Origin of the sequence: Roseobacter sp. OBYS 0001 (assembly GCF_019654895.1) — a bacterium.
GTDB classification, from domain to species: Bacteria; Pseudomonadota; Alphaproteobacteria; order Rhodobacterales; family Rhodobacteraceae; genus Roseobacter; species Roseobacter litoralis.
The window spans coordinates 328,691-342,616 of the sequence record NZ_BPES01000001.1 but is presented as its reverse complement, the minus strand read 5'-3'; the positions used below and the strand labels follow the sequence as shown (position 1 = coordinate 342,616).

14 protein-coding genes are annotated in these 13,926 nt (G+C 55.4%); 5 read left to right on the top strand and 9 right to left on the bottom strand.

Annotated features, from left to right (window positions below):
* Positions 1-56 precede the first annotated feature (56 nt).
* From K5Q35_RS01620 to fabD, 4 genes are all read right to left on the bottom strand, one after another.
* A complete protein-coding gene (locus tag K5Q35_RS01620) occupies positions 57-590 on the bottom strand; it encodes a GNAT family N-acetyltransferase (protein WP_013961332.1) in 534 nt (177 codons plus the stop codon).
* A 171-nt stretch (positions 591-761) separates the two neighbouring features.
* Entirely contained in the window at positions 762-995 is a 234-nt protein-coding gene (locus K5Q35_RS01615) for an acyl carrier protein (RefSeq protein WP_013961331.1), read from the bottom strand.
* Between the two features lie 251 nt (positions 996-1,246).
* A complete protein-coding gene (fabG, locus tag K5Q35_RS01610; protein WP_013961330.1) occupies positions 1,247-1,984 on the bottom strand; it encodes a 3-oxoacyl-[acyl-carrier-protein] reductase in 738 nt (245 codons plus the stop codon).
* Between the two features lie 14 nt (positions 1,985-1,998).
* Positions 1,999-2,931, bottom strand: coding sequence for an ACP S-malonyltransferase (fabD, locus tag K5Q35_RS01605; RefSeq protein ID WP_220798185.1), 933 nt, complete (start codon positions 2,929-2,931; stop codon positions 1,999-2,001).
* 190 nt (positions 2,932-3,121) lie between these two features.
* On the opposite strand from fabD, the gene K5Q35_RS01600 reads away from it, so the two are divergent.
* Positions 3,122-4,321 (top strand): cytochrome b/b6 domain-containing protein, encoded by a 1,200-nt coding sequence (locus K5Q35_RS01600; RefSeq protein WP_220798184.1) that lies wholly within the window; start codon positions 3,122-3,124, stop codon positions 4,319-4,321.
* Between the two features lie 59 nt (positions 4,322-4,380).
* Here the strand turns inward: K5Q35_RS01600 and K5Q35_RS01595 are convergent, their stop codons facing one another.
* Positions 4,381-4,959 (bottom strand): YceI family protein, encoded by a 579-nt coding sequence (locus K5Q35_RS01595; RefSeq protein ID WP_013961327.1) that lies wholly within the window; start codon positions 4,957-4,959, stop codon positions 4,381-4,383.
* A 330-nt stretch (positions 4,960-5,289) separates the two neighbouring features.
* On the opposite strand from K5Q35_RS01595, the gene rpsF reads away from it, so the two are divergent.
* The 4 genes from rpsF (at position 5,290) to K5Q35_RS01575 (ending at position 7,438) form a co-directional block, all read left to right on the top strand.
* Positions 5,290-5,643, top strand: coding sequence for a 30S ribosomal protein S6 (gene rpsF / locus K5Q35_RS01590; protein WP_013961326.1), 354 nt, complete (start codon positions 5,290-5,292; stop codon positions 5,641-5,643).
* Positions 5,644-5,669: 26 nt separating this feature from the next.
* Positions 5,670-5,897 (top strand): 30S ribosomal protein S18, encoded by a 228-nt coding sequence (gene rpsR, locus K5Q35_RS01585; RefSeq protein WP_013961325.1) that lies wholly within the window; start codon positions 5,670-5,672, stop codon positions 5,895-5,897.
* A 10-nt stretch (positions 5,898-5,907) separates the two neighbouring features.
* On the top strand, positions 5,908-6,543 hold the full coding sequence (gene rplI, locus K5Q35_RS01580) for a 50S ribosomal protein L9 (RefSeq protein ID WP_013961324.1): 636 nt from the start codon (positions 5,908-5,910) through the stop codon (positions 6,541-6,543).
* 253 nt (positions 6,544-6,796) lie between these two features.
* Positions 6,797-7,438, top strand: coding sequence for an alternative oxidase (locus tag K5Q35_RS01575; RefSeq protein ID WP_013961323.1), 642 nt, complete (start codon positions 6,797-6,799; stop codon positions 7,436-7,438).
* Positions 7,439-7,494: 56 nt separating this feature from the next.
* Here the strand turns inward: K5Q35_RS01575 and aqpZ are convergent, their stop codons facing one another.
* The 4 genes from aqpZ to K5Q35_RS01555 all read right to left on the bottom strand — a co-directional run bounded on the left by aqpZ (position 7,495) and on the right by K5Q35_RS01555 (position 13,899).
* Entirely contained in the window at positions 7,495-8,184 is a 690-nt protein-coding gene (gene aqpZ, locus K5Q35_RS01570) for an aquaporin Z (protein WP_220798183.1), read from the bottom strand.
* Between the two features lie 134 nt (positions 8,185-8,318).
* Positions 8,319-9,650, bottom strand: a complete 1,332-nt coding sequence (tig, locus tag K5Q35_RS01565) for a trigger factor (RefSeq protein ID WP_013961321.1) — start codon at positions 9,648-9,650, stop codon at positions 8,319-8,321.
* Between the two features lie 238 nt (positions 9,651-9,888).
* Entirely contained in the window at positions 9,889-12,918 is a 3,030-nt protein-coding gene (locus K5Q35_RS01560) for a cyclic nucleotide-binding domain-containing protein (RefSeq protein WP_220798182.1), read from the bottom strand.
* Positions 12,919-13,326: 408 nt separating this feature from the next.
* A complete protein-coding gene (locus K5Q35_RS01555) occupies positions 13,327-13,899 on the bottom strand; it encodes a hypothetical protein (RefSeq protein ID WP_220798181.1) in 573 nt (190 codons plus the stop codon).
* Positions 13,900-13,926: the final 27 nt, after the last annotated feature.

Genomic DNA, 13,926 nt, shown 5'->3' with positions numbered 1-13,926 from the left:
TTGAGCAGTTGTTTCTGTGCAAGAGCCCTTGGAACCTTGCACCTCAGGAACACCCGTTACTGCGGCGGCCCTTTGCGCTCAAAAAGGCGTACCGGACTGCCCTGATACGATACCTCCCGCATCAGCGCATAGCCCATTTGCTCTGCCAAGGTGAGTGACCCGGTGTTGCGCGGATCGATCATGCAGACAAGACGTCCGGTGATCACCCGGTCGAACCAATCATGTGCCGCACTTACCGCTTCGGTTGCATAGCCTTGCCCATGGGCGTCCGGTGCCAACACCCATCCCGCCTCCGCTGCATCGTCAAAATCAGCGCCGAGACCGCGTTTTCCGTAGAAAAAGCCGACCTGCCCTGACATCTCCGGGGCACGATGGCGCAGGATCGCCCATTGACCAAAACCCGTAATCTGCCAATGACCTGCATGCTTAAGGAACGCATCCCACGCCTTGCCGCGTGGCCAGGGCTCTTTGTCGATATACTTCACGACTTCCGGCATCGCCCATATCTCGGCGAAGCGGTTGAAATCTTCAGCCCGCATACCGCGCAGCGTTAAGCGGTGCGTATTTATCGTCGGGATCGTGCGCGACATGGTAATCTGCCTCTGTTCGCGGTGCGGAGCTTTGCGCCCTCTGCCTTACAACAGAAACATTTATGTGGAGAAATTCAACCCTTTGGCGAATCTGATTAAAAAAAAAGCGCCTCTCCGCAAGGGAGAGGCGCTTTTTGAAGCTGTTACGCCAGAAAACGTCCGATAATTAACTCAGGACGCTTCGGTGATGAACTTAACCGCATCGCCGAAGGTTTGGATCGTTTCAGCCGCATCATCCGGAATCTCGATGCCGAACTCTTCTTCGAAGGCCATTACCAGCTCGACGGTATCAAGGCTGTCTGCGCCCAAATCGTCAATAAAAGACGCACTTTCGACCACCTTGTCTTCTTCGACACCAAGGTGCTCCACAACGATTTTCTTCACGCGATCTGCGATGTCGCTCATAATAGTCCCTCATTCATTCGGGCCAGCACTGGCCCCTTTCGGTTGCTCACTTACCGAATTTACCCGGTTATGCAAGCGCATGCCCCAAAGGGCGGCTCGATCCCCGTTCCTGCATCGAGATGCCTGTCTGGAACGGGTCTTTACGCGGTAACAAATGCTACCATCACGTTAAATTCTGCGCCCCCTTTATCACAAGCTGCAACGATGGCAAACGCATTGTGCATCCTGTTCTGGTTGCGCGCCTGCGCGTGCTACAACATGGCCATGCCGCCGTTCACGTGCAAGGTCGTTCCCGTGACATAGCCCGCTTCGGGGCTGGCGAGATATAAAACACCGGCCGCAATCTCGCCTGCGGACCCCATCCGACCAGCGGGGATCTGCCCCATGATCGCAGCTTTTTGCTCATCCGTCAGCTTGTCCGTCATCGCCGTTTCAATGAAACCCGGTGCCACGGCATTCACCGTAATGCCACGGCTCGCGACCTCATAGGCGAGGCTTTTGGACATGCCGACCATGCCCGCCTTGGACGCCGCATAATTCGCCTGTCCGGGATTTCCCGTCGCCCCCACGATGCTTGAGATGTTGATGATGCGGCCCCAGCGCGCCTTCATCATGCCCCGCATTACACCTTTGCACAGCTTGAACGTGGCCGTCAGATTGACATCAATGACGGAATTCCATTCCTCATCCGACATCCGCATGAACAGATTGTCGCGCGTGATGCCCGCGTTATTGATCAGAATATCCACCGATCCCATCGCCGCCGCCGCTTCTTTCGGCAAGGCCTCAACCGCAGCCATATCGCTCAGGTTGCAGGGCAGCACATGCGCCCGCTCGCCCAACTCCGCCGCAAGCGCCTCAAGGGGTGCCACGCGCGTGCCAGACAACCCCACCGTTGCCCCCGCACCATGAAGCGCGCGCGCGATATCCGCGCCGATTCCACCTGATGCCCCGGTGATCAGGGCCGTCTTTCCTGTCAGATCAAACATCTATTCTTCTCCCTTCAGGCATTCACTGCCGCTTTGATATCATCGGGGGTGCCGATCGCACGTGACACACTGTCTTTTGCGATGCGCCGGATCATCCCGCTGAGGGCTTTGCCCGCGCCGATCTCCCAGAATTCTGTCACGCCCTGCGCGGCCATCCATTCGACCGAGGTTTTCCAGCGCACCTGCCCTGTCACCTGATCAATCAGCAGTTCCTTGATCCGGGCAGGATCCCCCACGGCCGTTCCCAGCACATTCGCCACCAAAGGCACCTGTGGCGCTGACATCTCGACCTCTTCCAGTGCCTGCGCCATTTCTTTCGCCGCCGGTGCCATCAAGGCACAATGGAACGGTGCCGAGACCGGCAGCAATAGCGCGCGTTTCGCGCCTGCCTCCTTGGCCAGCACGATGGCGCGTTCAACGGCGCCCCTTTCCCCCGATACCACGTTTTGCGCCGGATCGTTCTCATTTGCGATCTGGCAAACCTGCCCTTGTGCAGCGCGTGCGGCGACGTCCGTCGCCGTGTCGAAATCCAATCCTAGCACAGCCGCCATCGCCCCTTGCCCCACGGGCACCGCACGCTGCATCGCTAGCCCGCGCGTGCGCAACAGCCGCGCCGCATCGGCAATCGAGAACGTCCCTGCAGCGGCCAAAGCAGAATATTCCCCAAGGCTGTGGCCCGCCACAAAAGACAGTTTATCAACGCCGATACCCTCAGACGCCAAGGCTCGGATCGCGGCAATTGACGTGGCCATCAACGCAGGTTGTGCGTTCTGCGTCAGCGTCAGGGTTTCGATATCGCCCGCCCAGATCAACGCACTCAGCTTTTCGCCCAAGGCATCATCCACCTCATCAAACACAGCCTGCGCGGCCGGATATGCTTCGGCCAGCGCGCGCCCCATGCCAATCGTCTGCGCGCCCTGACCGGGGAAAACAAATGCAATGCTCATGAAATCTGCCCTTCGGTTTTCTATACTGCCTCCCGATTAGCCTGCCCGCACCCCGAGAGCAACGGCCAGTCGCACCGCGCTGGCAGTGCCTGCGCTACATCTTTGCGCAAACCCTGTGCACCACAACAGATTGCCCTGCCCGCTCAAGCGCCTACACTACTCATAATTGCACACCGACCGGAGAAGCAGGATGACCCTTTCCAACACGACACAGCATTATGGAAGCGTGGCCAAGACATTTCACTGGCTCACTGCCTTGCTGATCCTGACGCTGATACCGCTTGGCATCTTTGCCAATGACCTGCCCTATGAGACTTCGGAACAACTCACGCGCAAGGCATGGTACTTTTCGCTGCACAAAACGCTCGGCGTGACAGTGTTCTTTGTGGCGCTCGCGCGCATCATCTGGGCCATCAGCCAGCCCAAACCCGCCCTGCTGCACGCCGATCGCAAAGTGGAAAGTCTTGCGGCGCAATCGGTGCATTGGCTGCTTTATGGTTCACTGCTGCTGGTTCCGATGTCGGGCTGGGTGCACCACGCCGCGACCTCCGGGTTTGCACCGATCTGGTGGCCCTTGGGCCAGAACCTGCCGCTGATCCCGAAATCAGAGGCGCTCGCCGGGTTTACGGCAGGCTTGCACATCGTCTTCGAACGCGTGCTGGTCGTGTCGATCTTTCTGCACGCCGCCGGCGCGCTGAAACACCACTTCATCGACCGTGATAGCACTTTGCGACGGATGCTGCCCGGCACCCCGCAGGTGCCCGCTGTCAACGCGGGCCACGCCACGGTGCTGCCGCTGGCCGTTGCCCTGGTCATCTGGGGCGGTGCGGTGGCGACCGGGGCTGGCTTGGGTCTTTATGAAAAACACGACGGCAGTGTTCAGGCCGCCGCCCTCGAAGCGGTGCAGTCGGATTGGGTCGTACAGGACGGCACCCTTGAAATCACCGTGCAGCAGCTCGGCTCGGCTGTGACCGGCAGCTTTGCCGACTGGACAGCGGCGATCAGCTTTGACGAAACCGTGCAAAGCGGCCCTGCGGGATCGGTGGATGTGGTCGTCTCCATCGGCTCGCTGACGCTGGGGTCGGTCACATCCGATGCCATGGGCAGCGATTTCTTCAACGTCGAAGGTTTCCCGACCGCCAGTTTCAATGCCACAATCGAGCGGGGCGAACAGGGCTATGCGGCAATCGGCACGCTGACCATCAAGGGCACCACGCTTCCCGCCACCCTGCCCTTCACGCTCGATGTGTCCGACGGTGTCGCAACAATGCAGGGCGGTTTGCAGATCGACCGCCGGGATTTCAACGTCGGCGAATCACAAAAGGATGAAAGTGCTGTGGGCTTTGGGGTGAATATTGCCGTCAGCCTCACCGCCAGCGAAAGCGACTGAACGAAAAAGGCCGCGCTGTCATGGCGCGGCCTTTTCAATCGTGTCGGTATATGGGTCGATTATTCCGCCTGAAGCGCTTCAATCGAGATTTGCACCGTGACCTCATCACTCACCGCAGGCGCGAAAGCGCCAAGCTCGAAATCAGACCGCAGCAGCGTGGTTGTGGCATCAAAGCCCAGCGTGGGCGTCCCTTGCTTGGGGCCAAACGGGTATGGGCCGGACTTGTTCAGCACCGCGTCCAGCACCACGGGTTTGGTCACGTCGTTCATGGTGAGATCGCCTGTGATCTTCGCAGTGTTCTCTCCGGTGACTTCGATGGATGACGACGTGAAAGAAATCATGTCTTCGTCAGTTGCACCGAAAAAGTCTTCCGACATGAAATGTGTCTCGCGGTCTTCCCAACCGGTAAACATGCTCATTGTTGGCATGGAGACTGCAACGCTGGACCCGGCTGGGTTTTCTGCGTCAAACATGATTTCCCCTTCGAAACCAGAGAACATGCCAAAGGTTGTTGAAAACCCGAGGTGGTTATAACTGAACAGAACCTGGCTGTGGCTGGCATCCAGAACATATTTGTCTGCTGCAGAAGCAAAAGAAGCTGTTGCAGCAAGTGCTGCCGCTAGAACGAGAGTTTTCATCGCCGATATCTCCGTGTTGTTGTGAGATTAAAACATGGGGCAGATGGTGCCAAAAACAAATGCCGTTCACGAACAGGTTATGCGCAGATACGAACACAACAGGTCGGTTTGGTGCTTTTTGTGCGAAAATAGCCACTCGGGCCAATGCAAATGCAGATCGCCAGCACCCCTTATCTCATGTGCGCGCGCAGCCTTGCGTCATGACAGAAACCGTGTATACGCAGCACTTCCTTTTGCAAGAATTTTGAACCGCGCAGTCTCTCGTGGTGGGGCCGCAAAAGGGGAAAGCCCTGCCTTTGAAATGCGCCCTGATATAAATAAGGAAGACACATGCCTTTATACGAGCATGTTATGATCGCACGTCAGGACCTGTCGAACACACAGGCCGAAGGGTTGATCGAACATTTTGGAACCGTCCTGTCCGACAACGGTGGCGCACTCGTGGATCACGAGTACTGGGGCGTCAAAACGATGGCGTACAAGATCAACAAGAACCGCAAGGGTCACTATGCATTCCTGCGCTCTGATGCGCCTGCACCGGCCGTCCATGAGATGGAACGCCTGATGCGTCTGCATGATGATGTGATGCGCGTTTTGACGATCAAGGTTGATGAACACGCGGAACTGCCATCGGTTCAGATGCAGAAGCGCGAAGAGCGTGGCGACCGCCGCGAACGTCGTTGATCGACATTAGGATAAGGACATAAACCATGGCTACCAAACCATTTTTCCGCCGTCGTAAGGTCTGCCCCTTCTCAGGCGACAACGCACCAAAGATCGACTACAAAGACACCCGTCTTTTGCAGCGCTATATCTCTGAGCGTGGCAAGATCGTACCGTCCCGCATCACCGCAGTTTCCGCCAAAAAGCAACGTGAGCTGGCCCGTGCCATCAAACGTGCCCGCTTTCTGGCCCTTCTGCCCTACGCAGTGAAGTAAGGAGAACATCATGCAAGTTATCCTTCTGGAACGTGTCGCAAAATTGGGCCAAATGGGCGAAGTTGTCGACGTCAAACCCGGTTACGCACGCAATTTCCTTTTGCCGCAGGGCAAGGCCCTGTCGGCCTCAAAATCCAACATCGAAGCTTTTGAGCAGCAGAAAACGCAACTTGAGGCACGCAACCTTGAAACGCGCAAAGAAGCTGAAGCACTCGCAGCCAAACTTGATGGACAACAGTTCATCGTGATTCGCTCGGCCTCTGATTCTGGCGCACTTTATGGTTCGGTCACGACCCGTGACGCCTCCGAGGCGGCAACCGAAGCAGGCTTTTCTGTCGACCGGAAACAGGTTGTGCTGGCCCCGATCAAAGAGCTCGGACTGCACGACGTCCAAGTGGTTCTGCACCCCGAAGTGGACGCGACAATTCAGTTGAATGTCGCGCGTTCCGTTGAAGAAGCTGAACTGCAAGCCTCTGGTAAGTCCATTCAGGAACTGGCCGCCGAAGAAGAAGCAGCCGCTGAATTCGAAATTCAGGAGCTGTTTGACGATATCGGTGCCGCAGCCTCGGAAGACGAAGATCTGGCGGACGCTGCTGGTGTTGCACCCGCAGATGAAAGCGAAGACGAAGATACCGCGAAAGCGTAACTTTACGTATTATCGATACTGAAAGGCCGGGATGTCAGTCCCGGCCTTTTTTATGGGGCCACACAATTCGCGCCACCACCGCCATTAGCCGGATAGAATGTTTGCACGATCAAGGTTCTTTTTGTTTACGCCGCTGTTCTGACAGCCCAAACGTACAAACGATATGAAACACCAGATACTTGCGCAAAATGACGCAATACCTTGTTTCGCGCGCTGGTCACATCATATTTCCTGACAGAAACAGGAGGAATTGATGTTCGACAAATCAACGGCCAAAGACCCAGACGCCTTGATCCACCATACACCACCCAAAGACGTCCGCGATCGCTTTGCATTGCGGTTGGTCAAATTCATGCGCGTCTTTGCAGACAAGTTCTTTGCAAAGCGTTACGGGCACCGCGCCGTTGTGCTGGAAACAGTCGCGGCGGTTCCGGGCATGGTCGGTGGCATGTTGCAGCATCTTAAAGCCCTGCGCAGGTTGCGCGATGACGAAGGATGGGTGCGCGAACTTCTTGATGAAGCCGAAAACGAACGCATGCATTTGATGACATTCATCAAAGTAGCCGAACCCAGTCGGCTGGAACGCTACCTTATTATCGCAGGGCAAGGCGTGTTCTTTAATCTGTATTTTGTGCTCTACCTGTTTGCGCCGCGCACCGCGCATCGCGTCGTCGCCTATCTGGAGGAAGAAGCCGTCATCAGCTACACGCAGTATCTGGAAGAAGTTGATGCGGGCCGTGTTCAGAACATAGCGGCACCGCAAATCGCCATCGATTATTGGAAGTTACCGCCGGACGCTCGGCTCCGTGAGGTCATCATTGCCGTACGCGCTGACGAAGCCGGCCACAGGGATCGCAATCACGAAATGGCAAACGAGCTGGCGTCCTCCGCCTAGTGATCGCATCGCCCCCCATTCACGAGGGAGGCGATGGACGGCCTTGTGCCGCGCCGTCAATCGTCGGTGGTCATCATCTTCCAGATCGCCGCGCCGATGGCAGCACCGATCAGGGGGGCAACCCAAAAGAGCCAGAGTTGGCCCACCGCAGGGCCCTCTGCAAATAGCGCAACACCGGTTGAGCGCGCCGGATTGACCGAAGTGTTGGACACTGGAATCGAAATGAGGTGGATCAACGTCAGCCCCAGACCGATTGCGATGGGCGCAAATCCCGCCGGGGCACCTGAAGACGTGGACCCCAGAATGATGATCAGAAAGAACGCGGTCAGCACCACCTCGATGACCAGTACAGACATCATCGAATACCCCTGCGGCGAGGCTTCGGCGTAGCCATTGGATGCAAATCCGCCAACGCCCTCAAATCCGACGCCGCCCGATACCACCACAAACAGAACAGCCGCCGCCACGACCGCACCCGCGACCTGAGCCGCCCAATATGGCAAGAGGTCCTTGGCATCAAACCGGCCGCCAATCATGAGACCCAGAGACACCGCAGGGTTGAAATGCCCGCCTGAAATATGGCCCACCGTGTAGGCCATCGTCATCACCGTCAGGCCAAATGCAAGGCTCACACCAAGCCAGCCAATGCCTACATCAGCAACGCCAGCGGCCAAAACAGCGCTGCCGCAACCTCCGAATACCAGCCAAAACGTGCCGAAAAATTCGGCCAAAAGTCTCTTTGTCATCGCGCACCTCTTTGCAATTCAAGTGTATGGTGCGTTCAACCTTAAACTGAATGAATTTCAAATCGCGACGGGAAAAATAAAAAACCGGCATCATTTCTGACACCGGTTCTGATAATCGACTGAAGGAGAGTGGTTTACTCTTCTTCGAGCGCCTCAACAGCTTTCTGAAGATCGTCCTTGGAGACTTCTTTTTCCGCTACCTTTGCGCCCTCGAATACATGGTCAACGACCTTGTCTTCGAAAATCGGCGCGCGCATTTGTTGCTGCATCTGCTGGTTTTGCTGCACGAACTCAAAGAACTGACGCTCCTGACCAGGGTATTGACGCGCCTGATTCATGATCGCCTGACTCATTTCTGCGTCCGTTACCTCGACCTCTGCCTTCTGACCAATATCGGCCAGCAGCAGGCCAAGACGCACGCGGCGTTCAGCCAGTTTTGTGTGTTCATCCGTCGGCGTGATTTCCGGATGGTCATGCCCTTCGACGTCCGGGTTTTCCTCGTGCCAGAGTTGGTGTGCGATTTGACCCGCTTCGGCACTGACCAGTGATGGCGGCAAATCAAAGTCGACGATATCATCCAAGGCATCGAGCAACGAACGTTTCATGATAGCGCGTGCCGCACCCGCATATTCTGCTTCAAGACGCTCTGCAATCTGACCTTTGAGGGCCGCGAGATCTTCGGCGCCGAACTTCTTTGCCAATTCGTCATCAATTTCCGCTGCGACAGGCTTTTTGACCTCTTTGACGGTGCATTCAAAAACTGCTTCCTTGCCGGCAAGGTTTTCGGCTTGGTAGTTTTCCGGGAATGTAACGGTAACCGAGGTTTCGTCCCCCGCCTTGGCGCCAACCAGCTGCTCTTCAAATCCCGGGATGAACGAGTTTGATCCAAGCACAAGAGGATAATCTTCAGCCGCACCGCCGTCAAACGCCACATCGTCGACTTTACCCAAGAAATCCATGACGATCTGATCGCCGTCCTTCGCCTTCGAACCCTTTTTGCGGCTTTCGAAATTCTGCGCCGTTTCCGCCAGATTGCCCAAGGCTTCGTCAATCGCTGCGTCATCCGCTTTGACGGTCATTTTTTCAAGTTCGATCGTGGAAAAATCAACGTCAGGAATGTCCGGAAGCGCCTCGTACGACATCGACACTTCGATATCGTCGCCTTCTTTCCAGTCCTCATTGGTCATCTTGACCTCAGGCTGCATCGCCGGGCGATCGCCACAGGCTGTGAAATGGTCGCTCATCGCGCCGTCAATACTTTCCTGCATCGCTTCGCCCATGACCTTCTGACCGAACTGCTTTTTCAGCAGCGCCATGGGCACCTTGCCCTTGCGAAAGCCTTTCATTTCAACTTCGGGCTGGGCTTCTGCCAGCTTTTCGTTGACTTTGGCATCCAGTTCCGCCGCGGTTACTTTGATGGCATAGCCGCGTTTCAAACCTTCGTTCAGCGTCTCGGTAACCTGCATATGTGCTCCATAGGGTAAGGCGCGCCAGACAGACGCGGATATCAAATTTCCGCTCTTCTATGTGCGTCGCAGCCAAGGTGCAAGAGGCTGCGAACCGATAAACCCCAAAGGCCGTGCTGCTTGTGAATACATCTCAATGTTCTCGCCTCATTCACATGGCTCACGATCACACGGATTGAGCAATCGCAAGCCTACCCGGCACCTGAGACGACACGGAACCTACCAGCGCATCACAGGCTTAATTACCTGCGTATCCCGCAACCACCTGCAAGAGCTTGAACGCGGTTGCAGCATCGTTTTCCACGACTGCCAGAAATTCCTCTGCGCCAATACGCAACGCCATCACGTCAGATTTTGCTCGCATCGTGAGCGCACGCGGTTCGTTGCGGATGAGACCCAATTCCCCGACCAGCTTGCCCGGCTCGACCGTCGCAATCAGCGTCTCATGCCCCTCATCCGAGGGTTTCAGCAGGTTTGCTTCACCAGACAGGATCATATATGCGCCGTCCGTTGGATCATCGCCCTTGGAAAAAATCGTATCCCCTGCTTCGGCCTCAAACCACTTCGCCCCGAAGGCAAGCAAACGCAGTTGACGACGGTTCAAGCCCGAGAACAGATCGGTGGCCTCAAGCGCTCGTAACTTGCGCTGCAAATCCGCACGCGCCACCGAGTCTTCTGGGGTGTTTTCAATGGGTTCTGCTGCTTGCATGCGCCCTTGCACGATTTCAAGATGAACATCGAACCTCTCGACATCCTCGAAACGGTCCGAAATATAGATCATCGTGGCATCGGGTAACAGTTTTCGGATATTTTTATGCGCTGTGACGCGTAGATCCATGTCATAACTGGTGAGTGTCTGCTCCATGATAAGTATATCAGGGCGCTTGATCGTAGCGCGCATCACCGCGAGCGCCTCGGCAAATACGGCAGGTAGGTTCGATCCGTTCAATTCAAGTGGAACATCATAAATCAGATCAATGACCTGCGATTTCAGCCCCTCTTCCTCCAGCACTTCCGACACGCGCCGTCGCACATCATCCGCCCGCGCGCCTGCACTGTCAGACAACTTGCCAAAAAGTGCATTCTCAAGAACGGATACACCTTCTGCCACGCGTGAGGGGTCAAGGGGCGCATATATGTCACCCAGCGAGTCCATGAGTTTCTCGCGGTTTTGAACGCGTTGCGTCACGATTTGCTGTTTCATTGTTTCGGTAAAGGCAGGGCCGATCTGCTCGGCGGTTATTTGTGCCGGGATGGTCATCAAAACAGCTTTATCTGCTTCCGACAGACGCTCCAGCGGCTTGTCTTTTGCCGAAGCTATGACCTGTAAAGACTTCTCAAAAAACGCAGGTTCAAGACCAAGCTTACGGAACAATGGGTGTTCGGTTCCGTCTTGGCCAAAAGTCTGGGCCAGCAATTCGATGACGTCTTTGGCAAGCGACAAAAGACTGCTTTCCAGATTGAGCCGCCGCAGAAGTGCGAAAAATTCGGTCTGTTGCGCCAATTGATCCTGTGTCATCGCCTGCCTGAGCGTGGCAAAAATCAAATTGCTGGTCACGGGCAATGCCGGGTTGTAGGCCTGAGGATCAAATCGGTGTACGTATTTTTCCAGCGCCGCCTCTTTCAGAGCGGCCCAGACTATGGGACGACATTCGACCAACTTTTGCTGCAAATCCGTTGACACTTCACCTGTTACGATCTGATCCAGGGATTTGCGGTAGATGGGCCCGTCCGATCCGATTGCATCAATAAGTGTTAACCACCAGCGGCGCAGCGCTTCTTTGTCTGCTTCTCCCGCCCGATCAGGATCAATCCAATCTGTGTCAGCCAGGTCCGGGCTGTTGCCTGATGCCAATGCTTCTGTGATCGTATGTTGCTGATCTTCCGTTGGCTTTTGTGGCAAAGCCTGAAACATCGACATCATCACGTTATCGCCAAATGAACCGCGAAAAAGCGCGGGATGCGATGTGGCGTGACCAATCCGGTGCGCGAGCGTTGTCTGGTGTAGACTGCGCAACGCATGACCGTTGATATGGATTGTACCGCTGAGGGGCATGACCTCTCTGGTCAGCACATCGGCGAGGGCTTGCCGGTCTTCCTCGCTTTGCGCCTCAATCGCGACCAAGGCGCCGGGTGGCGCATTCAGTGTGATCCCTTCCAGCACCATGTTACCATCCGCATCCATCACATTGACGTCTTTCATGGCCAGATCGCCATTCAAGCGCACGTCAGTGGGGGACTGATCATGTATCAGGGTCTCATCAATGACACCTGTGGGCGAGAATTTATCAACGACGGTTTCCCATCGCAGACTCATATCCTGCGCCTGATTGTAATAGGCCAAAAGCTCTTTCCAGGGTGAGCTCAGGTCTTTGTAAGCCGCCAAGGCTGCAACCAGAGCACCAAGCGATACAGCGCCTTGAATAACGAGATACCCCCCCACTGCAAAAAAGAAAAACGGCGTCAGTTGCGTGATGAAGTTATTGATAAACTTCATAAAGAACTTCTTTTGGTAGATACGAAACCGGATCGCGTAGACGATCCCCAACCGCTGCGTGACCAGAGCGAGACGGTAACGCCATCCACCGTTTTGGCGCAAATCGCCGACACCATTCGCCGTCTCGCCAATCAAAGCCGCAAGCGCGCGTACCTCTTTGATCCGGGCCTTGTTCATGATGTTGATCTGGCGCTGTAATTTTGGGATCAGCCAGGCCTGCAGCGGGATCAAAGCAATAGCAGCCAACCCAAACCAAACGCTTTGCAAGAATAAAAACATGAGGATCGTCAACATTTGTCCGGCTTGCAAGACAGGCTGCGCCAATGCATCCCCCATCATCCCACCCATAGGTTCTGTCTCACCGGTAATCATTGCGACGAGCTCGCCTTGCGATGTGCGCCGAAAATACGGTTTGGGGAAGCGCAGCATCCGCTCTATCAGACCATACCTCAGCCGGCGCAGCATTCGTTCAGACAACACACCCTTCATTGTGTTGATTCGCATTTTCAGCAGGCCATGCACCAGTACCGACAGCAAGAAAGCCATGCATAAGAGCCAAAGGAACTGGACCTGAGTAAACTCAAAACCCGCAACCGAAATGACTGCCATCTGAGAGCCAATTGCATCGTTGATGATCCGCTTGGGTAACTCGAGGGTCAAATACAAGAACGGGAACAGTGTTAATGTCACTGCCAAAAGAATGAACTGGTCGCGCTTTGAGTGGCGCCAAATGAACTTGAACAATGTCTTTTCGATAGAACGCACCCCCATGCGCGCGTCTGCCAATCATGAATAGCATCAGCTTAACGGGGTAAGGCGCGATACAGCAAACCTTTTACGTCGGTTTTTAGAATCTTGTCGCGGCCAGACACGGGCGAAACGACACCGGTCTATGCGGACAACTTTGGCCTGTTGTCAGTAATTCCTAGCGTCGATGCGGGCTCGAACTAGCACGCTCAGGGCGTCAGATGTTCGGTTTCACGCTGCTGAGCGTCGCCCGGCAATAAAAGACAAGGCACTAAAGGTGGCATCCATCAAGACGCGTTCTGTTATGATCGATTGTTCAAATAGCGAAAGCCGACCGATCAAAGCCCACCGATCCGCTAAAGCCATGGCGCAGTTCAAAACCATGGCGGTGCAGACCCACGTTTGACAGCGGGCCCACACTTCTCGGATCATTCAAAAGAATGCTTCTGCATTCAGACCGATCGTCATCGCGCCAATGGGTTGACCGGTTGCCGGATCGGACAGCGTAATGGAAATCTGACCTTGATAGCTTTGCGTGCTCTCGTCGAATTCAATGGCATCCACGAACACTGCACCGGCGCCTGCGCCGTAGGTTTCGGTGAATTTCGCTTCATCACCCTGCCAATAGTCAGAGGTGACATCGCTTGCCGCAACATTCAGACCCAAGGCATCCATGACAAATATTTCAGTGATCCGTCCGCCCGACGCCTCAACCTGCTCACCCAGAAAGGTGGAAAGATCGCGCCCCATAACGTCGCTGATCAAAGGCTGATCCGATTGTCCGACCTGTGCACGCCAGGATGTGTCCCATTCGATGACCTGTGCCTCCGAACTTCCGGCGGTTTCAGCGTTTTGAGAATTGATTGCATCAACAACCTGCGCAGATTGCGCCCAACTCATAACGTCAGCCTCGACAAATGCGCGCATTGCAGGCGGTGCATCCACCGCTTGAGCAAGACTAGCTGCAAAAACCAAAGGTGCGGACAGCAAAATAGTGCGAAACATATTCAGGTTCCCTCATTAATTAAATGG